The following is a 19,522-nucleotide window of genomic DNA, read 5'->3' on the forward strand; positions in this document are numbered from 1 at the left end:
TTGATCGAGATCTCTTGATCAATCGGCTGTTCTTTAAAAATTCATAGAGTCGAATCAGCGTTGCTGATGGAAACTGCACATTCGTAAAGGTTTAGTGCAGACCGTGCCATCAGCGACATGAATTTTTGATTGCGTCAAATGAACTTCAATTTCGAGTCAAATCGAAAGTATGAAGACGGCATAACGCGTCAGGTGAAAGACCTGACATATTCCTTGAAATGATTTTGGTTTCTGTGAAGAAACGTCAAAGTTATAGGGTCAAGTGAATAAGAGCACGTGGTGGATGCCTTGGCGATGATAGGCGACGAAGGACGTGATAGCCTGCGATAAGCTTCGGGGAGCTGGCAAATTAGCTTTGATCCGGAGATTTCCGAATGGGGAAACCCACCGAAAGGTATCGCATGATGAATACATAGTCATGCGAGGCGAACCGGGTGAACTGAAACATCTCAGTAGCTCGAGGAAAAGACATCAACCGAGATTCCGAAAGTAGTGGCGAGCGAAATCGGAAGAGCCTGTTAGTGATAGCACAAGACTTAACGGAACAGCTTGGAAAGGCTGGCCATAGCGGGTGATAGCCCCGTACGTGAAAAGACCTGTGTGGTACTGAGCTAACGACAAGTAGGGCGGGACACGAGAAATCCTGTCTGAATATGGGGGGACCATCCTCCAAGGCTAAATACTCATCATCGACCGATAGTGAACTAGTACCGTGAGGGAAAGGCGAAAAGAACCCCGGGAGGGGAGTGAAATAGATCCTGAAACCGCGTGCTTACAAAAAGTCGGAGCCTCGTAAGGGGTGACGGCGTACCTTTTGTATAATGGGTCAGCGACTTACATTCAGTGGCAAGGTTAACCGAATAGGGAAGCCGTAGAGAAATCGAGTCCGAATAGGGCGTCCAGTCGCTGGGTGTAGACCCGAAACCAAGTGATCTATCCATGGCCAGGATGAAGGTGCCGTAACAGGTACTGGAGGTCCGAACCGACTAGTGTTGCAAAACTAGCGGATGAGCTGTGGATAGGGGTGAAAGGCTAAACAAACTTGGAAATAGCTGGTTCTCTCCGAAAACTATTTAGGTAGTGCCTCAAGTATTACCGTCGGGGGTAGAGCACTGTTTTGGCTAGGGGGTCATGGCGACTTACCAAACCAAGGCAAACTCCGAATACCGACGAGTACAGCTTGGGAGACAGAGCACCGGGTGCTAACGTCCGGACTCAAGAGGGAAACAACCCAGACCGCCAGCTAAGGTCCCTAAAATTGGCTAAGTGGGAAACGAAGTGGGAAGGCTAAAACAGTCAGGATGTTGGCTTAGAAGCAGCCATCATTTAAAGAAAGCGTAATAGCTCACTGATCGAGTCGTCCTGCGCGGAAGATGTAACGGGGCTAAGCCAGTTACCGAAGCTGCGGATTTGCAATTTATTGCAAGTGGTAGGAGAGCGTTCTGTAAGCCTGTGAAGGTGCGTTGTAAAGCGTGCTGGAGGTATCAGAAGTGCGAATGCTGACATGAGTAGCGTTAAAGGGGGTGAAAAGCCCCCTCGCCGTAAGCGCAAGGTTTTCTACGCAACGTTCATCGGCGTAGAGTGAGTCGGCCCCTAAGGCGAGGCAGAGATGCGTAGCTGATGGGAAACAGGTCAATATTCCTGTACCGATGTGTAGTGCGATGTGGGGACGGATCTTAATAGGTCATCCGGGTGTTGGATATCCCGGTTTAGTTGGAAGTAGGCGATGGGTAGGCAAATCCGCCCGTCATATACCGAGGCCAACGATCGAGCCAGCTTGCTGGTGAAGTGACTGAACGAGGTTCCAGGAAAAGCCACTAAGCTTCAGCTACACACGACCGTACCGCAAACCGACACTGGTGCGCGAGATGAGTATTCTAAGGCGCTTGAGAGAACTCAGGAGAAGGAACTCGGCAAATTGACACCGTAACTTCGGAAGAAGGTGTGCCCTATTAGTGTGAAGTGAACAACGGAGCATGAATGGGTTGCAAAAAATCGGTGGCTGCGACTGTTTATTAAAAACACAGCACTCTGCAAACACGAAAGTGGACGTATAGGGTGTGACGCCTGCCCGGTGCTGGAAGATTAAATGATGGGGTGCAAGCTCTTGATTGAAGTCCCAGTAAACGGCGGCCGTAACTATAACGGTCCTAAGGTAGCGAAATTCCTTGTCGGGTAAGTTCCGACCTGCACGAATGGCGTAACGATGGCCACACTGTCTCCTCCTGAGACTCAGCGAAGTTGAAATGTTTGTGATGATGCAATCTCCCCGCGGAAAGACGGAAAGACCCCATGAACCTTTACTGTAGCTTTGTATTGGACTTTGAACAGATCTGTGTAGGATAGGTGGGAGGCTTTGAAGCAGGGTCGCTAGATCTTGTGGAGCCAACGTTGAAATACCACCCTGGTGTGTTTGAGGTTCTAACCTAGGTCCATTATCTGGATCGGGGACAGTGCATGGTAGGCAGTTTGACTGGGGCGGTCTCCTCCCAAAGCGTAACGGAGGAGTTCGAAGGTACGCTAGTTACGGTCGGACATCGTGACGATAGTGCAATGGCATAAGCGTGCTTAACTGCGAGACTGACAAGTCGAGCAGATGCGAAAGCAGGACATAGTGATCCGGTGGTTCTGTATGGAAGGGCCATCGCTCAACGGATAAAAGGTACTCTGGGGATAACAGGCTGATACCGCCCAAGAGTTCATATCGACGGCGGTGTTTGGCACCTCGATGTCGGCTCATCTCATCCTGGGGCTGTAGCCGGTCCCAAGGGTATGGCTGTTCGCCATTTAAAGAGGTACGTGAGCTGGGTTTAAAACGTCGTGAGACAGTTTGGTCCCTATCTTCCGTGGGCGCTGCAGATTTGAGGAAGCCTGCTCCTAGTACGAGAGGACCGGAGTGGACACACCTCTGGTGTATCGGTTGTCACGCCAGTGGCATTGCCGAGTAGCTAAGTGTGGAAGAGATAACCGCTGAAAGCATCTAAGCGGGAAACTCGTTTCAAGATGAGATCTGCCGGGGCCTCGAGCCCCCTGAAGAGTCGTTCAAGACCAGGACGTTGATAGGTCGGGTGTGGAAGCGCAGTAATGCGTTAAGCTAACCGATACTAATTGCTCGTGCGGCTTGACCCTATAACTTTGATCTACGATCAAGGTGTTATGCCAAGTTGACGCATTCAAAACACCCAAAGCTGATTCCAAACTCTATGAATTCGTTGTATTGACCCAGTCAATGCAACAACCCTTTATGCCTGATGACCATAGCGAGGTGGTCCCACTCCTTCCCATCCCGAACAGGACAGTGAAACGCCTCAGCGCCGATGATAGTGCGGGTTCCCGTGTGAAAGTAGGTCATCGTCAGGCTCTTACAGCCCCAAAAAGCCCAACCAGAAATGGTTGGGCTTTTTGCTTTTGAGTATTCCAAAAGCAATGAATGGTTACTTGTTTCGGACTTCCGTCTCATCGGCAAAGGCGGCTCCGGCCTTGACCAATTCCGCAAGAACCTCAGCGCTCAACTCATCGAGGGACGACGAGGCAAAGAAGCGCGCACGAATGACGTCGAAGTAAGGTGTGCTTCGAGCCCAGTTTTTCCATTCGTCGACGCTCGTCGTCTGCAGTTCCAGCAGCTTGAATTTCATGAGCACCTTGAGCGCATGTCGGGCGTGCTTGACGGGATCACGCGATAGAGCCTCAAGCCTGCGCCGCGCCAATGAAAGCGCTTCCGCCACCTCGCTGAAGACGCCCCCATGGCCCGGGATCACGCATACCGGATCCAGCGCTTCGATCAAGTCGAGGGTGGCAGCCACCTCATCGAAGGACGGCTCCCCTGCCAACTCGGGAAACACGATGCCGAAGCCGTTCTCCCAGAGCGCATCGGCCGAGATCAGGGTGCGTGAGCCGGGCTCGAACAGGATGATCGAATGCGGGTCGTGGCCCGGCGCGGCATGCACCTGCCAAGCCAGGTCACCCAGCACCACATCCCGGCCCGGCGCCAGAAGACCGTCGAAGCGAAAGCGAGGGCACTGCTGCCCGGTCGCCCGATAGCTCAGCGCATCCTCATCCCAGATTTGCACCAGAGATGCCTCTCCCGGCGGAATGAAGGTACGCGCCATGGGATAACGCCGCTGCAGCGCCGCGTTGCCGCCGCAGTGGTCGCTGTGCAAATGCGTGCTCAGCACAAGGTCGAGCGGCCGGTCTCCGAGCGCGGCCTCGACCAGCGCCAGTGTCTGGCTGCAATGCGTCGCGTAGCCGGTGTCGACCAAGGCCGTCTCGTCACGGCCCACGAAGAGGATGTTGTTGGACGAAAGCCATCCGCGCTCAAAAACCTGGAGCTGCGCCGGCAGACCAGCGGCCGCGCTCAAGCCGTCGCGCCTGGTCGCAGCTGGCGCCGGAGGATCTTCCCGACATTCGTCTTTGGCAGACTCTCTCGAAACTCGATGTGCTTCGGACGCTTGTAGCCGGTCAGCTGATCATTGCAGTAGCGCATCACGGTCTCCTCGGTCAGCAAGTGATCCTTGCGGACGACGAAAACCTTGATCGCCTCGCCCTGCTTCTCGTCCGGCACCCCGATCGCCGCGCACTCGACAACGCCGGGGCACAGCGAGATGACATTTTCCAATTCGTTCGGGAACACGTTGAACCCGCTCACCAGAATCATGTCCTTCTTGCGATCGACGATTCGGCTGTAGCCGTCTTCCTGCATCACCGCGATGTCGCCGGTCCGCATAAAGCCGTCGGCGGTGAATGCCGCCGCGGTCTCGGCCGGCTGGTTGTAGTAGCCGGTCATGACGTTGGGCCCCTTGATGCACAACTCTCCCGCCTCTCCCGGGGGCAGCGAGCGGCCTTCGTCGTCCTTGATGGCGATTTCGATGCTGGGCAGCGGCAACCCGATGGTTCCGGTGAACGCGGTGTTGGAGACCGGGTTGTTGGTCCCGATCGCGCAGGTCTCGCTCATACCCCAGCCTTCGATCATCGGGCAGCCCGTGGCTTCGAACCACTTGCGGGCTGTGCCCTCGGAAGCCGCCATGCCACCGGCCTGCGAGACAAAGAGCGTCGAGAAGTCGATGGTCTTGAACTGCGGGTGCATCAGCAGGGCATTGAACAAGGTGTTCACCGCCGGCAGCATGTGGAAGGGTCGCTTCTTGAGCACGGCGATGAACTTGTCGAAGTCGCGCGGGTTGGGGATCAGCGTCAGGTGCGAGCCCTGGCGGATCGCGAGCAGGCACAGCGTCAGCGCGAAGATGTGATACAGCGGCAGCGCCGCAATGCTGTTGACCTTGGACAGATCGCCCGCCCGTTCCAGTGCGGGCGTGAACCAGGCTTCGGCCTGCAGCGTCGCGGCGACGATGTTGCGATGGGTCAGCACCGCGCCCTTCGACAGCCCCGTGGTTCCACCGGTGTATTGGAGGAAGGCGATCGAGTCGAGCGTGCTGGGGTCCGGGGCCAGCGTACGCCCCTTGCCCTCGGCCATGACCTGGGGAAAGGGCGTGACGGTGCGCCCGTTGTCCAGCGGTAGCTTGTATGGCGGAACCATCTTGGCGAGATGCCGCACGGCCACCGTGATCCAGGTGCCGTAAAGGCCTCCGAGCAGATCGCCCATCGAGGCGACCACCACGTGCTTCAAGGGCGTCCGCTCGATCACCTGCTCGAGCGTCGCCGCAAAGTTCTCGAGGATGACGATCGCCGTCGCACCCGAATCCTTCAGCTGGTGTTCGAGCTCGCGCGCCGTATACAGCGGGTTGACGTTGACGCAGGTGTAGCCCGCGCGCAGCACGCCGCACATCGTGACGGCGAACTGCGGCACGTTGGGCAGCATGATGGCCACGCGCGCGCCGGGCTCCAAGCCACGCGACTGCAGCCATGCGCCCATCGCCTTCGACAGCGCGTCGAGTTCGCCATACGACATCCATCGTTCCATGCACACCGAAAACGGCCGCTCGGCGTAGCGCGTGAATGATTCGTCGAACAGCTGCCCCAGCGAGCGGTACTGCTCGGGATGGACTTCGTGCGGCACGCCGGCCGGGTAGTTCTTCAATATGGATGACTGCATGCGATCTCCTTTGGCGCGGATTGTCGAAGCGGGTCCGCCCTTGCCGCCAGCGGGCTTGTCCTAGGGTGGCGCCCGATCTGTCGCGCATGCGATAGTCGGCCGCATGGTTGCGCGTCTCCAGCAGTGTCTTGTGCTCGGTGGTCTTCTTGTCGCGATCGCCTGGGCGAGCTTCTGGTGGAGCCGGTCGCCGCTCGTGGCTGTGCTCAGCCTCATCGCGTTGACCTGTACCCACACGACCGTCCTTGCGATCGAGTTCGTGGCGAGCTACCGCATCAACGGCCGCGACCCTCTTCCCCGCGCCCGAGTGCCCCAGTGCATCGGGGCGTGGCTGGCCGAGAGCTGGCTCGCGCCTCGCGTTTTCTGCTGGTACCAGCCCTTTCATTCGCGTGCCGTGCTTGATCACCTGCCGGCCAACGGTCGAAGGGGCGTGGTGCTGGTCCACGGCTTTCTATGCAACCGCGGCTTCTGGAGCCCCTGGTTGCGCGAACTGCGCGCCGACGACCGTGCCTTCGTTGCGGTCGATCTCGAGCCTGTCTTCGGCTCGATCGACCACTATGCACAGACCATCGACGACGCGATCCTGCGGGTGACTGCAGCGACCTCCCTGCCGCCGATGCTGATCTGTCACAGCATGGGTGGTCTGGCCGCCCGAGCCTGGCTGCGCGACGCCGATCCAACGCGCGTGCACCGCATCGTCACTATCGGCACGCCGCACCGCGGCACCTGGCTCGCGCGCTTCGGCCGCACGGTCAATGGGCGCCAGATGCGAGTGGGAGGCGATTGGATGCAGAAGATCGAAGGCGAGCGGGCCAGCACGCGGCAGGTTTCCTTCACCTGCTGGTACTCGAACTGCGACAACATCGTCTTTCCGACGTCGAACGCGACGCTGCCCGGCGCCGACAACCGTCTCGCCGACGGGCGTGCGCATGTGGAGATGGCCTTCGATTCCAGGTTGAGGCGCGAGACCCTGGCCCTGCTCGCGCGCTGAAGCGCGCCGGGAAAAACAGCTAGGCCGTGGATTCGCCCGGCAGCAGCACGCCAGCCTCGATGTCGGGCTGCATCGCGAGTTCCTGGTAGAGCGGCGTGAAGTCCGGCGCCGTCAGTTCGAACAACTGGGCAAAGCTGTCGATGACGAAGTAGGTGCTCTGGTAGCTGTCGATCTTGTAGCGGGTGCGCATGGTGCGCAGCAGATCGAGCGGCAGCCGGTAGGGCTCAGGGCTGCGTACCGCGTGCCTCAGCTCGCCGACCGAGCTCAGGACGCCCGCGCCGTAGGCGCGCAAGCCGTCCGGCTGGCGAATGAGCCCGAACTCGACCGTGTACCAGTAGAGCCGCGCAAGCTTCTCGCCGGCGCCCAGCTCGTGCGCCTTGATGCCGCCCTGGCCGTAGCGCTGCACATAGTCGGCGAAGGTCGGATCGAAGAGCATCGGCACATGGCCGAACAGATCGTGGAACACGTCCGGCTCGACGATGTAGTCGAACTCTTCGGGCTTGCGGATCCAGTCCGTCACCGGGAACTTGCGGTTCGCGAGCAGCGTGAAGAAGGGCAACTCGGGGATGAGTCCGGGCACTGCGACGACTTCCCAGCGCGTCGCCTTGTAGAGCCGCTCGTTGATCTCCTCGAAGCGCGGAATGCGGTCCTTCACGCCGAGCGAAGGCAGCGACGCGATGAAGGCATCGCAGGCGAGGCCCGGCAACTGTGCGGCTTGGCGTTCATAGAGACGCCGGTAGGTGTCGTGGTCGGCCGGCGTGTAGCTGGCCCAGTCCTGCGGGCAGGTGTAGTCGGCGAGAACGGCGCCGCCGCGCGAATAGTCGCCGCGCGGCGGGCGCTCCGATTGACCGTAGACGGCGGGCATGACCGCACCTGTTGGCGTCTCCATGAAAAGCTCCGATGTTTTCTTACTTGAGCCAGCGGTCCATCACGCGCTGGAACTCACCGCCCGCTTGCGACAGGTGCAGCCATTGGTCGACATAGGCCTTGAAGGCCATGTCGTCGCGCGGCAGCATCCAGGCCATCTCGCCGTATTGCAGCGGCTTGTCGGGATTGACGGCGCACAGACCCGGCTTCAGCTTCTGCTGGGTGATGGCCTCGGCAGATTCGGTCACGAAGACGTCGGCGCGGTTCGCGAGCAGCTCGTCGAAGATCGTCACGTTCTCGCCGTGCATCGTGAGCTTGGCGCGCTTGAAGTTGGCGCGCGCGAAACGCTCGTTGCTGCCGCCCGGGTTGAAGATCACGCGCACTTCCGGCTTGTCGATGTCGGCGACGCTCTGGTACTTGGCGACGTCCGCGCAGCGTGCGATCGGCGTCTTGCCGTTGACCATGTAGGGCGCGCTGAAGAAGGCACGCTTCTGGCGCTCGGTCGTCACCGACACGCCGCCCACGGCCAGATCGCACTTGCCGGCCGCAAGATCGGGCAGCAGATTGGCCCAGGTCGTCTTGACCCATTCCGGCTTCGCATTGAGGCTGGTGCTGAAGCTGGCCATCAGGTCGACATCGATCCCTTCGTAGCTCGCATCCGGCTTCTGGAAGCTGAAGGGCTTGTAGTCGCCCGGCGTGCAGATGCGAAGCACGCCAGCCTTTTGCACCGCGTCGAGATGCGACGAGGCCGCGCCCGCACGCTGCTGCGGATTCATGGCGCAGCCGCCGAGGACGAGGACCGCGGCTGCGATCCATGACGAGCGAATCCAAAAGGTCTGACGCATTCCGCGCTCCTGTGTGTGATGGGGCGGCTATTGTGCGGCGGCCAGCACACCACGGCGCATCTGGTCGAGCTCGATGCTCTCGAACAGCGCCTTGAAGTTGCCGTTGCCGAAGCCGTCGTCGCCCTTGCGCTGGATGAACTCGAAGAAGATCGGGCCCAGCTGGTTCTCGCTGAAGATCTGCAGCAGCAGCGCGTCCTTCTTGCCGTCGATCAGGATCTTGCGCTTGTGCAGGTCCTCGACGTTTTCGCCGTGGCCCGGAATGCGCTTGTCCACCTGTTCGTAGTAGGTGTCGATGGTGTCGAGCAGCTTGACGCCGTTGGCGCGCAATGCGTCGACGGTCTTGTAGAGATTGTCCGAGCCCATTGCGATGTGCTGGATGCCTTCACCGTGGTAGAGGTCGAGGTACTCCTGGATCTGGCCGGCCTGTTCCTTGCCTTCCTCGTTGATCGGGATGCGGATCTTTCCGCACGGGCTGGTCATTGCCTTGCTCTTCACGCCCGTGACCTGGCCTTCGATGTCGAAGTACTTGACCTCCTTGAAGTTGAACAGGCGCTCGTAGAAGTCCGCCCACTCGTTCATGCGGCCGCGATGCACGTTGTGCGTCAGGTGGTCGATGTAGGTCAGACCGTTGCCCTCGGGCGCCAGCGCTTCGATCGCGCTGAGGCCGGGCAGGGCTTCGAAGTCGACGTCGTAGAAGCCGATGTTGCCGATGTCGCCGAACTGCGCGCCGTTCTTGCCGCGCCACCGGTCGACCAGGTAGATCAGGCTGTCGCCGATGCCCTTGATCGCCGGAATGTTGAGCTCGCCCGGGCCGGCCTTGTCGGCAAAGCCCCAGGCGCCGAGCGCGATGGCGCGCTCATAGGCGGCCTTGGCGTCCTGCACGCGGAAGGCGATGGCGCAGACGCTGGGCCCGTGCTGGCGCGCGAAGCGCTGGGCAAAGGAGTCCGGCTCGGCGTTCACGATGAAATTGATCGTGCCCTGGCGGTACAGCAACACGTTCTTGTGACGGTGCTTGGCCACGGCCTTGAAGCCCATGCGCTCGAACACCTGGCCCATGGCGGCCGGATCGGGTGCGGCATATTCGATGAATTCGAAGCCATCGGTGCCCATGGGATTCTCCCAAGGGGTGAAGGCGGGGGCGTCGGCGGTGCTCATGGGCTTGTCTCCAATGGAAGGCGAGAGGATGGGAGGGCGGGATTCAGTGTCGCGCCGCGCATGCGCAGCGTCCGTGTTGAACTGTAAAAGCGCCAGTCATCATGATTTCAGCGTTATTGCGCCTGCTGCGCGGCTTAAACGCAAGAAAACTGCGAAAATACAGAAATGGACGCACTCGACAAGCAAGATCGTATTATTCTGCGCACCCTGCAGATTGACGGACACGCCACCTACGACCAACTGGCCGAAGAGGTGAGCCTCTCGCCCAGCGCCGTGCTGCGGCGGGTCAAGCGCCTGGAGGAAAGCCGCGTGATCGACCGCTATGTGGCGCTCGTGAAACCCGAAGCGGTCGGCCTGGGGCTCACGGCTTATCTCAATGTCCGGCTCGAAAAGCACACCGAGAGCCACAAGCGCAACCCCATGGACCTGTTCCGCGCCAGCGTCCAGACCTGGCCCGAGGTGGTCGAATGCGCCGCGCTGACGGGCGAAATGGACTACCTCCTGCGCGTGGTCGTCGCCGACATGGCGCACTACAGCCGTTTCATCATGGACACCTTGCTCAAGCACCCCAGCGTGCAGGACTGCAAGACCAGCTTCGTGCTCGACCGCGTCAAGGCGACCACTGCTGTGCCCGTGTAACAACATATTGGTTGCGTGCACCCCACGGGATTGGTATTCGTTTACCAATGACCTACTTTTTCGTCCCTATGGTCTTGTTGGTTAGGGGAAAACCCTTATATTGAATGCATGCTTACCGCCAAGGCACTCCTCAAAGCCTCGCTTGGCCTCGGCTCTTTCCTGAAAGCGCCGATGGTTGAGACCCAGCCACGCGCCGCCGCGCCCGCACCCGTCATGGTGCCGATCCGCTCGATCGGCCCACGCGAGCGCGACCGCATTGCGCAGCATCTTCTTGCTCTCAAGCCGCACGATCGCTACCTGCGTTTCGGCTATGCAGCCTCCGACGAGCAGGTCCAGCGCTATGTCGACGGCCTGGACTTCGACCGCGACGAGCTGTTCGGCATCTACAACCGTCGTCTCGACCTGATCGCGATGGCCCATCTCGCGTTCGCCCCGGCAGACCAGCACAAGGATTGCGCCGAATTCGGCGTCTCGGTGGCCGAACATGCGCGCGGGCGCGGCTACGGTGCGCGGCTCTTCGAACGCGCGGTGGTGGTCGCGCGCAACGAAGGCGTCGGCATGCTGTTCATCCACGCGCTGAGCGAGAACGCCGCCATGCTCAAGATCGCGCGCAATGCCGGTGCGACCGTGGTGCGCAGCGGCTCCGAGTCCGAGGCGCACCTGCAACTGCCCGATGCGACCTTTGACAGCCGCATGAGCGAGATCGCGCTGGAACATTACGCCGAAGTCGATTTCCAACTCAAGACGCGTGCCAAGCAGTTCTGGGCTTTTCTCGCCAGCGTGCAGGAAATCCGCAGCGGCGTGCGCGCCGCCCGCGACCAGTCCTCGCCCTGAACGGGGCCATACCGGGGGAGGCACGTGCTTCTTCCGGTATCCTTGTGATCCCCCAACTCCGCCCTCCCGCAGTGGCCGACCCTCACCCTGAACGCGCGCCCGTCGAACGCGAAGACAAGCGCAGTTTTCTGCAGAAGCTCGCCGAATTCATCCATCCGGGCCCCGACTCGCGCGACGAGCTGATCGAAACGCTCGCCGATGCCGAGGACAACGATGTGATCGGCGCCGAATCGCGCGTGATGCTCGAAGGCGTGCTCCGCATGGCAGACATGACCGCCGGCGACGTGATGGTGGCGGCGCCGCGGATGGACCTGGTCAACATCGACGCGCCCTACGACGCGCTGCTGCACCTCGTGATCGACACCGCGCACTCGCGCTTTCCGGTGTACGAGGGGGAAAAAGAAAACATCATCGGCATCCTGCTCGCGAAAGACCTGCTCAAGCTGCAGCGCGCGCCGGGCCTGAACATCCGCGCGCTGCTGCGGCCCGCCACCTTCGTGCCCGAGAGCAAGGGCCTGAACGATCTGCTGCGCGAGTTCCGCGGCAACCGCAACCACCTCGCGATCGTGATCGACGAGTTCGGCCGCGTGGCAGGCCTCATCACCATCGAGGACGTGCTGGAGCAGATCGTCGGCGAGATCGAGGACGAGTTCGACATCGCAGAGGACGAGGGCGACATCTTCGGCCTGGCCGACCGCACCTACCGCGTCTCGGGCGACACGCCGATCGAGCGCGTGGCGGAGGCCTTCGGCATCGTCTTCGACGAAGAAGTGCTGAGCGAAGACTTCGACACCATCGGCGGCCTGATCGCGCACGAGATGGGTCATGTGCCCAAGCGCGGCGAGCACTATGCGCTGGGCGCCTTCGACTTCGTCGTGCTGCACACCAAGGGTGGCGCGGTGCGCTGGTTCAAGGTCTCGCCCGCACGCGGCGACGACGCGACCGATTGAAAACGCTCGCGCGCGCGCTGGGCTTCGGCATCGCGGGGCTCGCGCAGGCCGCGTCGATTGCGGCCCCCTGGAACGGGCAGCCGCTCTGGTGGCTGCAGCTGATCTCGCTCGCGGCGCTGGCCTGGCAGCTCGATGCGCTGCGGGCTCGCACCAGCCCGCGCCCTTCGTGGCGCAGCGCAGCCTTCTACGGCTGGCTGTTCGCGACCGCCTGGCTCTGCGGCACTTTCTGGTGGCTCTTCGTCTCGATGCACACCTACGGCGGCCTCGCTGCGCCGCTCGCTGCGCTGGCGGTGCTTGCGCTCTCTGCGGCGCTGGCGCTGTACTACGCCGCGGCCTGTGCCTTCTTCGTCGCGTTCGCACCGGCCAGCCGGGCGTACGCGGCCGCGCTGTTCGCGGCCCTGTGGACCCCGGCCGAGCTGTTGCGCAACAGCTTGTTCACCGGCTTTCCGTGGGGTGCCGGCGGCTACGCGCACGTCGACGGGCCGCTTGCCGCCTATGTGCCCTGGCTCGGCGTCTACGGCGTCGGCATGCTGGCCGCGGGCATCGCGACGCTGGCAGCCCTGTTGCTTCGCCATGCGCGCGGCCGCGCATTGGCGGCGCCGGTCGCCGTGGCGCTGGTGCTGCTTTGCGCGCCCGCTCTCATCGGCGCGGCACGCGGCGAAGCCGATGAGGCAGCACAGTCGCGCGGCCGCCTCGGCCTCGCGCTGCTGCAAGGCAACATCCCGCAGGACGAGAAATTCATTCCAGGCGGCGGCATCGCGACCGCGCTGAGCTGGTACGGCGAGCAGCTGCAGAGCGCGACCGCATCGCTCGTGATCACGCCCGAGACTGCGCTGCCTCTGCTGCCTTCGCAATTGCCGCCCGGTTATCTCGATGCGATCGCTGCGCGCTATGCGAACGGCAAGCAGGCCGCCATCGTGGGCCTGCCCTTGGGCGATGGCCGGCTCTACACCAACACCGTGCTGGGCTTCGGCCCGGGCCAGGGCACACCCTATCGCTACGACAAGCACCACCTCGTGCCCTTCGGCGAATTCATTCCGGGGATGTTCCGCTGGTTCACCGAGATGATGAACATCCCGCTCGGCGACTTCAAGAGCGGCGGCCTCGCGCAGCCGCCCTTCGCGTGGCAGGGCCAGCGCATCGCGCCCAACATTTGCTATGAAGATCTGTTCGGCGACGAGATCGGCGCGAACTTCCGCGACGAAGCCAGCGCGCCCACCATGCTGCTCAACGTGAGCAACATCGCCTGGTTCGGCGACAGCATCGCGATCGACCAGCACCTGGCCATCTCGCGCATGCGTGCCCTCGAGTTCCAGCGGCCGATGGTGCGCGCCACCAACACCGGCGCCACCGTCGTCATCGACCACCGCGGCCGCGTCACGCATGCGCTGCCGCGGCTCACGCGCGGCGTGCTGGTGGCAGAGGTCGAAGGCCGCACCGGACTGACGCCCTATGCGATGTGGGTCTCGCGCTTCGGCCTCTGGCCGCTGTGGGGGCTGGCGCTGCTGATCGTGGCGGCGAAGCTGCTGCTCAGCCGGCGACAGGCCAGTCGCGCAACTTCCCGGGGTTGAGCAGGCCCTGCGGGTCGAAGCGCTTCTTCATTTCGATCACCTCGGGCGGCAGCGGACCGCCGGCCTTGCCGTCCTCGACGATGTTGACGTGAGGGTTGTTGATGTGCACGCCGCGCTCGCGGTGCAGGCGGATGATCTCGTCGAGCCGCTCCTCGGTCGTGAAGCGCACCAGCTGCAGCCCGCTGCAGGTCATCAGGCCTGCGGCAGTGCGCAGGAACTCCAGGTGCATCATGACCTCGCCCGCGAACAGCTGCTCCATCTCGGCGACTTGCTGCACATGCTGTCCCGGCGTGAAGCCGCTTTGCAGATAGGTCAGGTTCTTGTCGACCTTGAGGGCATGCAGCGTCGTGTGGTTCCAGGTGAACTCCATCAGCGTGCGGTTGCTCTTCCACACCTCCTCGGCCGTCTTGCGGTAGCTCACCGTGCCGCTGTGCGCTTCAACGAGTTCCAGCATCGGCGCCTCGCAGGATTCGGCCACCAGAGAGAGCACCGCATGGCAGCCCTTCGGCAGATGCTCGGCCAGCTGCGCCAGGTGGTCCGGCACCGGGCTTCCGAAGAAGGCGACCTCGCGTTTGACGATCCCCGGTGCATGGGCGAGTGCATCGGCAAAGGCCAGCGCCTGGTCGAAGGACTCGAAGACGACCAGGCTCTCCAGCCACGGATGGGCCGGTGCCAGCCCCACCTCAAGCTCGAGCACCAGCCCGTTGGTGCCCCACAGGTGGTGCATGCGCAAGGCTTCCGCGCCGCGCAGCTCGACGACCTGCGGTTCGGCCTCGATCGTCATCGCGCGCAGGCCCAGCACGTTGCCGGTGGCGCCCAGCGGCCCGTAGTTGATCGAACCCACGCCGCCGAAGCCGCCGCCGAAGAGCCCGCCCAATGTCGCGCTGCGGTAGGTGGAGGGCACGCAGCGCAGTTCCTGGCCCGAAGGCCGCGTGTGCTTCTCGAGCTCGCCGAGCCGGATGCCCGCCTGTGCGCGCGCCACGCCGGGGCGCACCCATTGCATGGCGTTGTAGCCCGTCATGTCGAGCACCACGCCGCCTGCGAGCGGCGTGGTCTGGCCGTAGTTGCCGGTGCCGCTGCCGCGGATCGTGATCGGCACGCCGCGGCGCGCGCAGGCGCTCACCACCGCACGGATCTCGTCTTCGGTGCGCGGGCGCACCACGGCATCCGCGCGCTTGTCTTTCAGCTGGCGCTGCAGCACCGGGCTGAACCACGAGAAGTCCTGCGAGAGCCGGGCGATGCGGTTCTCGTCGGTGATCCAGTCGAGTTCGGGCAGTTCCAGATGCAATTGCTCGATGGCGGATGCGGGCGCGTTCATGAAGAAATCAGTCTTGTGAAAGTTCGCTCGCGTGCCAGGAGCCAAGCGCGAGCTTGGTGAGCCAGGCCATCAGCACGAACAGCGCGACGCCGGTCAATGAAATCAGGAGCAAGGCCGCGAACATGCGCGGGATGTTGAGCTGGAAGCCGGCCTGCAGGATCTGGTAGGCCAGCCCCGCGCCGGAGCCGCCGGTGCCTGCCACGAATTCGGCCACGACGGCGCCGATCAGCGCCAGGCCGCTCGAGATGCGCAGCCCGCCGAAGAAGTAGGGCAGCGCGCTCGGAATGCGCAGGCGCACCAGCTGCTGCCAGCGCGTCGCACGGTTGAGCTTGAAGTAGCTTTGCAGGTCGGGCTCGACGCTGCGCAGGCCGAGCGTGGTGTTGCTGATGATCGGGAACAGCGCGACCAGCGCCGCGCACACCACCATCGCCGCGGTCGGGTTCTTGACCCAGATGATGATGAGCGGCGCCACTGCGACGATCGGCGTCACCTGCAGCAGCACGGCATAGGGAAAGAGCGCGGTCTCGATGCGCTTGCTCTGCACGAAGAGGAAGGAGATCAGCACGCCCGCGATCGTGGCCGCCACGAAGGACAGGACGGTGATCTTCAGCGTGACGAGCAGCGCGTTTCCGAGCGGCACCCAGTCGGCGATGAGCGTCTTCATCATCAGGTAGGGCGAGGGCACGAGGTAGGGCGGCAGCTCCATGGCCGTGACCAACCCCTGCCACAGTGCGAGCAGCACCACGCCCACCAGCACCGGATACAGCACGCGCTGCGCGCGCGGCTGCTGCAGAAGAGGCAGCCGCGCGCTCAAACCGCGGACTCCTCGTGCGTGCCATTGCTGGCGCGCAGCAGGCTGTCCTGCAGCCGCTTCGCATAGCGACTGAATTGCGGCGAGACCATGAAGTCGGCGCTGCGCGGATAGGGCTCCTCGATCAGGACCTGCTCGACCACGCGGCCCGGCCGCGCCGCCATCATGATCACGCGGTTCGACAGGAACACCGCCTCGTGGATCGAGTGGGTGACGAAGATCACGGTCAACTTTTTCTTGCGCCAGAGGTCGAGCAGCTCGGCATCGAGCTTGTGGCGCGTGATCTCGTCCAGCGCGCCGAAGGGCTCGTCCATCAGCAGCAGGTCGGGCTGGGTCACCAGCCCGCGCGCGATCGACACGCGCATCTGCATGCCGCCGGAGAGCGCGCGCGGCAAAGCCTGCGCGAACTTGTCCAGGCCCACCAGCTCGAGCGCCTCCGCGACGCGGGCGTCGGCCTCCTTGCGCGGCACGCCGGCCAGATCCAGCGGCAGGCGCACGTTGCTGCGCACGCTGGCCCAGGGCATCAGCGTCGGCGACTGGAACACGAAGGCCATCTTGTGGGCGCAGCTGTGGAGCTCGGCCACCGGCTTGCGCCACAGCAGGAGGCGGCCGTCGCTCGGCTCCAGCATGCCGGCCACCATCTTGAGCAGCGTGCTCTTGCCGCAGCCCGAGGGGCCCAGCAGCGTGACGAACTCGCCTTCTGCGATGGCGAGGTCCACCGGCAGCAGCGCCTGAGTGCCGTTGGGGTAGGTCTTCTCCGCCGAGAGCACCTCGACCGCGGGCGTGGCGGGTACAGCGGGTGCCGCGGGCGGCGCGAGGACGGCGGGCTCGATGCGATTCATGACGATGTCAGGGCAGGACCTTGGCGTCCTTCACGAACTCGGTCGTGTAGGTCTTCGCGATCTCGACCTTGGCCGGGTCGAGCAGCTTGGCGGCGACCAGGAAGTCGTAGCTCGCCTTGGCGCGCGCATCGGTGATCACGCCGATGCCCATCGTCGCGGCATCGCCGCCGGTGACCATGCCCATCTCCTTGAGCTTGGCGACGCTGTAGGCCAGCTGGTCGTCGGTCATGTTGGGGTTGTCCTTCTTGATCAGCACGTTGGCCGGCGCCGGGTCGGCCAGGTAGCTTTTCCAGCCCTCGGCCGAGGCCTTGACGAAGGCCGCCACCTGCTTGCTGCGCTCCTTCACGGTCTTGTCCATGCACGACACCGTGGTCGCGTAGGCCGGAAAGCCGTGGTCGCTGAACATCAGCACGGTGCTCTTCACGCCCGCCTTCTGGATCGCATAGGGCTCGGAGGTCAGGTAGCCCTGCTGCGCGGTGTTCTTGTCGGCCACGAAGGGCTGGATGTTGAAGGTGTAGGGCCGCGTCTGCTCGTCGGTGAGGCCGAACTTGGCCTTCAGCCAGGGCCAGTAGCCGCGGTTGGCCTGCGAGCCGATCAGGATGGTCTTGCCCTTCAGGTCCTCGAACTTCTTGACGTCGTCGTGCGCGATCAGCACCTGCGGGTCTTTCTGGAAGAAAGCCGCCACGTTGACCACCGGCACGCCGCCTTCGCGCACCTGCATCATCTGGATGTCGCTCGAGCCCATGATGCAGTCGGCCTGGCCGGCGGCCATCATCTGCGTGATGTTGACCTGCGGGCCGCCCATCTTGATGGTGACGTCCAGCCCGTACTTCTTGTAGATGCCCTGCGCGACTGCCTGGTAGAAGCCGCCATGCTCGGCCTGCGCATACCAGTTCGTCATGTAGGTGAACTTGTCCTGGGCTTGCGCCGGGGCGGCGACAGCGAAGGCGAGGGCGGCTGCGGCAGCCAGTTGACCGAAGCGGAAAGCAGGATGGTGGCGCATGGTGTGGACCTCTCTCGGTGGGAAAAAAAGAACGATGGAAACGGGCGCTCTATGCAAGTAGCGGGCCTCAGGCAATGGGCTGGAAAGCGGACTGGATGAAGCCCTGCTGGTGCCCGCGCTCCCAGGTGGCTTCTTCGCGCACCACCCAGCGCAGCGCGTAGAGCTCGGTCAGCGCCTGCACCCAGCTCGCGGCGAGCGTGTCGAGGATCTCTTCGCCCTGTTCGCGCGTGGCGCTGGTGGGGTCGCCGATCACGCCGCTCGGGCCGAAGTCGCGCGCGGTCCAGGCGCAGGCCGGGCGGCCGTCGGCCGACAGCAGCTTGATCGGGAAGGGCGGCGGAAAGTTGGCCGCGGCACGTTCCATGTGCACCGTGTCGGGCGCGAGCGCGAGCATCAGCGCGGTCTCGGAATGGCCGGCATGCATCGACAGCTTCTTTTCCTGTTCGCTGATTTGGCTGCTCGAGGCATTGGGCAGGCGCGAGACGCCGTGCGGCACGACCACGAAGTCGCCATGGCGCAGGCGCAGCTCGCGCGCGGCCATCTCCAGCACCTGCGGCTGGCCGCCGTGGCCGTTGGCGAACAGCAGCTTGCGAAAGCCGGCGCGGTAGACCGACTCGCCGATCTCGGTCACGGTCGAGAGCAAGGTGGTGCCGGTCAGCGTCATGGTGCCGGGAAAGTGCAGGTGCTCTTCCGATTTGCCGTAGGTGATGGTCGGCAGAGCGAAGGCGCGCACCTCGGCCGGCAGGCGCTCGAGCGCCTTGCCCATCACGCCGGAGGAAATCACGCTGTCGACCGAACAGGGCAGGTGCGGCCCGTGCTGCTCAATTGCGCCGCAGGGCAGCACGATCACCGTGTTCTCGCGGTCGGGCAGCGCGTCGATCTCGGTCCAGCTCAGGTAGGGCAGGAAGCGGTGGGGCGGGATGTAGCCGTGGAGCATGGGGCGTCCTGTGTGGGAAGAGGGGGGTGTGCTCAGGCGAAGCGCGCCATCGCGTCGCCGACGCGCTGCATGAAGCGTTTCCGCTGGGGCTCGGTCGCCACGTTCATGTGGTAGTGCGCGTGGTAGTCGACGCGCGCCTGCCGGCCGGTGAGGCGCGGCATGTAGCGCGTCACGATCTTGCGCGGCGGGTCGCCCATGTACCAGGCCACCCAGCGCGGGCGGCCGTAGGTCACGACGGCCGAGATGCGCTTGATGTGCGTCAGCATCGGTTTCACGTTGGCCGGGTCGCTGAGGTCGAAGGCCACGCCCGGCATGAAGAGGCGGTCGAAGTAGCCCTTGAGCATCGCCGGCAGGCCGAAGCACCAAGTCGGAAAGCAGAACACGATGCCCTCGGCCCACTGCAGCCGCTCGATGTAGGGCCTGAGCGGCAACTGGTTGCTCGGCACCTCGTGGTAGCCCAGGCGCTCCTCGCGCGAGAGCACGGGATTGAAGCCTTCGGCGTAGAGATCGCAATCGTCCACCTCGTGCCCGGCCGCGCGCAGGTTGCGCAGCACTTCCTGGTGCAGGGCGGCGTGGAAGCTGGTTTCGACCGGGTGGCAGTAGACGACGAGCACGCGCATGGGTGTTTGACCGCTTAATCAGAGCAAGTGGTCAGCTTATGCAAGCGACATGCCAGCGATCCCGCACCGAAAGAGGGAGTGGTCTTGCTCGTTGTGCCT

The 19,522-nt window shown here is 63.1% G+C and carries 16 protein-coding genes and 2 rRNA genes; 7 read left to right on the forward strand and 11 right to left on the reverse strand.

All coding sequences use genetic code 11. The features are described 5' to 3' along the window. The first annotated feature begins 256 nt into the window (after window positions 1-256). Window positions 257-3,129: ribosomal RNA gene (locus tag ACSQ9A_RS04405) — 23S ribosomal RNA — on the forward strand. Window positions 3,130-3,247: 118 nt separating this feature from the next. After that, window positions 3,248-3,360 (forward strand): 5S ribosomal RNA (gene rrf / locus ACSQ9A_RS04410). Window positions 3,361-3,434: 74 nt separating this feature from the next. Here the strand turns inward: rrf and ACSQ9A_RS04415 are convergent. Continuing rightward, window positions 3,435-4,358: an MBL fold metallo-hydrolase gene (locus ACSQ9A_RS04415; RefSeq protein WP_436302814.1), complete on the reverse strand. Its 924-nt coding sequence runs from the start codon at window positions 4,356-4,358 to the stop codon at window positions 3,435-3,437. Beyond that, window positions 4,355-6,046 (reverse strand): AMP-binding protein, encoded by a 1,692-nt coding sequence (locus tag ACSQ9A_RS04420; RefSeq protein ID WP_436302815.1) that lies wholly within the window; start codon window positions 6,044-6,046, stop codon window positions 4,355-4,357. Before ACSQ9A_RS04420 ends, ACSQ9A_RS04415 begins: the two co-directional genes overlap by 4 nt. Window positions 6,047-6,149: 103 nt before the next feature. On the opposite strand from ACSQ9A_RS04420, the gene ACSQ9A_RS04425 reads away from it, so the two are divergent. After that, complete coding sequence (locus ACSQ9A_RS04425) at window positions 6,150-7,034, forward strand: esterase/lipase family protein (protein WP_436302817.1); 885 nt, start codon at window positions 6,150-6,152, stop codon at window positions 7,032-7,034. A 19-nt stretch (window positions 7,035-7,053) separates the two neighbouring features. Here the strand turns inward: ACSQ9A_RS04425 and phhA are convergent, their stop codons facing one another. From phhA to hppD, 3 genes are read right to left on the reverse strand one after another with little or no spacing between them, the layout of a single operon-like run. Next, on the reverse strand, window positions 7,054-7,923 hold the full coding sequence (gene phhA / locus ACSQ9A_RS04430) for a phenylalanine 4-monooxygenase (protein ID WP_436293821.1): 870 nt from the start codon (window positions 7,921-7,923) through the stop codon (window positions 7,054-7,056). 19 nt (window positions 7,924-7,942) lie between these two features. Next, window positions 7,943-8,746, reverse strand: coding sequence for a transporter substrate-binding domain-containing protein (locus tag ACSQ9A_RS04435; RefSeq protein WP_093109450.1), 804 nt, complete (start codon window positions 8,744-8,746; stop codon window positions 7,943-7,945). 27 nt (window positions 8,747-8,773) lie between these two features. Next, the gene (gene hppD / locus ACSQ9A_RS04440) at window positions 8,774-9,901 is read right to left on the reverse strand and encodes a 4-hydroxyphenylpyruvate dioxygenase (RefSeq protein WP_436302819.1); all 1,128 of its coding nucleotides are present in this window, start codon (window positions 9,899-9,901) and stop codon (window positions 8,774-8,776) included. A 165-nt stretch (window positions 9,902-10,066) separates the two neighbouring features. Here hppD and ACSQ9A_RS04445 point away from each other — a divergent pair, with 165 nt between their 5' ends. From ACSQ9A_RS04445 to lnt, 4 genes are all read left to right on the forward strand, one after another. Next, window positions 10,067-10,540 (forward strand): Lrp/AsnC family transcriptional regulator, encoded by a 474-nt coding sequence (locus tag ACSQ9A_RS04445; protein WP_093109452.1) that lies wholly within the window; start codon window positions 10,067-10,069, stop codon window positions 10,538-10,540. Between the two features lie 108 nt (window positions 10,541-10,648). Continuing rightward, window positions 10,649-11,374 carry a GNAT family N-acetyltransferase gene (locus tag ACSQ9A_RS04450; RefSeq protein ID WP_436293819.1) on the forward strand — a complete coding sequence of 242 codons (726 nt, stop codon included), beginning with the start codon at window positions 10,649-10,651 and terminating at the stop codon, window positions 11,372-11,374. A 71-nt stretch (window positions 11,375-11,445) separates the two neighbouring features. Next, complete coding sequence (locus ACSQ9A_RS04455; protein WP_093109454.1) at window positions 11,446-12,324, forward strand: HlyC/CorC family transporter; 879 nt, start codon at window positions 11,446-11,448, stop codon at window positions 12,322-12,324. Beyond that, the gene (gene lnt, locus ACSQ9A_RS04460; protein WP_436302821.1) at window positions 12,321-13,895 is read left to right on the forward strand and encodes an apolipoprotein N-acyltransferase; all 1,575 of its coding nucleotides are present in this window, start codon (window positions 12,321-12,323) and stop codon (window positions 13,893-13,895) included. The genes ACSQ9A_RS04455 and lnt overlap by 4 nt, the downstream gene beginning before the upstream one ends. On the opposite strand, the gene ACSQ9A_RS04465 is transcribed toward lnt, so the two are convergent. From ACSQ9A_RS04465 to ACSQ9A_RS04490, 6 genes are all read right to left on the reverse strand, one after another. Continuing rightward, window positions 13,855-15,213, reverse strand: a complete 1,359-nt coding sequence (locus ACSQ9A_RS04465) for an FAD-binding oxidoreductase (protein WP_436302823.1) — start codon at window positions 15,211-15,213, stop codon at window positions 13,855-13,857. The genes lnt and ACSQ9A_RS04465 overlap by 41 nt on opposite strands. Before the next feature lie 7 nt (window positions 15,214-15,220). Further along, the gene (locus ACSQ9A_RS04470; RefSeq protein WP_093109457.1) at window positions 15,221-16,027 is read right to left on the reverse strand and encodes an ABC transporter permease; all 807 of its coding nucleotides are present in this window, start codon (window positions 16,025-16,027) and stop codon (window positions 15,221-15,223) included. After that, window positions 16,024-16,866, reverse strand: a complete 843-nt coding sequence (locus tag ACSQ9A_RS04475; RefSeq protein ID WP_436302824.1) for an ABC transporter ATP-binding protein — start codon at window positions 16,864-16,866, stop codon at window positions 16,024-16,026. The genes ACSQ9A_RS04470 and ACSQ9A_RS04475 overlap by 4 nt, the downstream gene beginning before the upstream one ends. A 7-nt stretch (window positions 16,867-16,873) precedes the next feature. After that, complete coding sequence (locus ACSQ9A_RS04480) at window positions 16,874-17,869, reverse strand: ABC transporter substrate-binding protein (RefSeq protein ID WP_244503970.1); 996 nt, start codon at window positions 17,867-17,869, stop codon at window positions 16,874-16,876. Window positions 17,870-17,936: 67 nt separating this feature from the next. After that, window positions 17,937-18,803 (reverse strand): creatininase family protein, encoded by an 867-nt coding sequence (locus ACSQ9A_RS04485; RefSeq protein ID WP_093109459.1) that lies wholly within the window; start codon window positions 18,801-18,803, stop codon window positions 17,937-17,939. A 32-nt stretch (window positions 18,804-18,835) separates the two neighbouring features. After that, window positions 18,836-19,423, reverse strand: coding sequence for an NAD(P)H-dependent oxidoreductase (locus ACSQ9A_RS04490; RefSeq protein ID WP_436302826.1), 588 nt, complete (start codon window positions 19,421-19,423; stop codon window positions 18,836-18,838). Window positions 19,424-19,522: the final 99 nt, after the last annotated feature.

Source organism: Variovorax sp. LjRoot290 (assembly GCF_964253985.1).
Taxonomy (GTDB): domain Bacteria; phylum Pseudomonadota; class Gammaproteobacteria; order Burkholderiales; family Burkholderiaceae_C; genus Variovorax.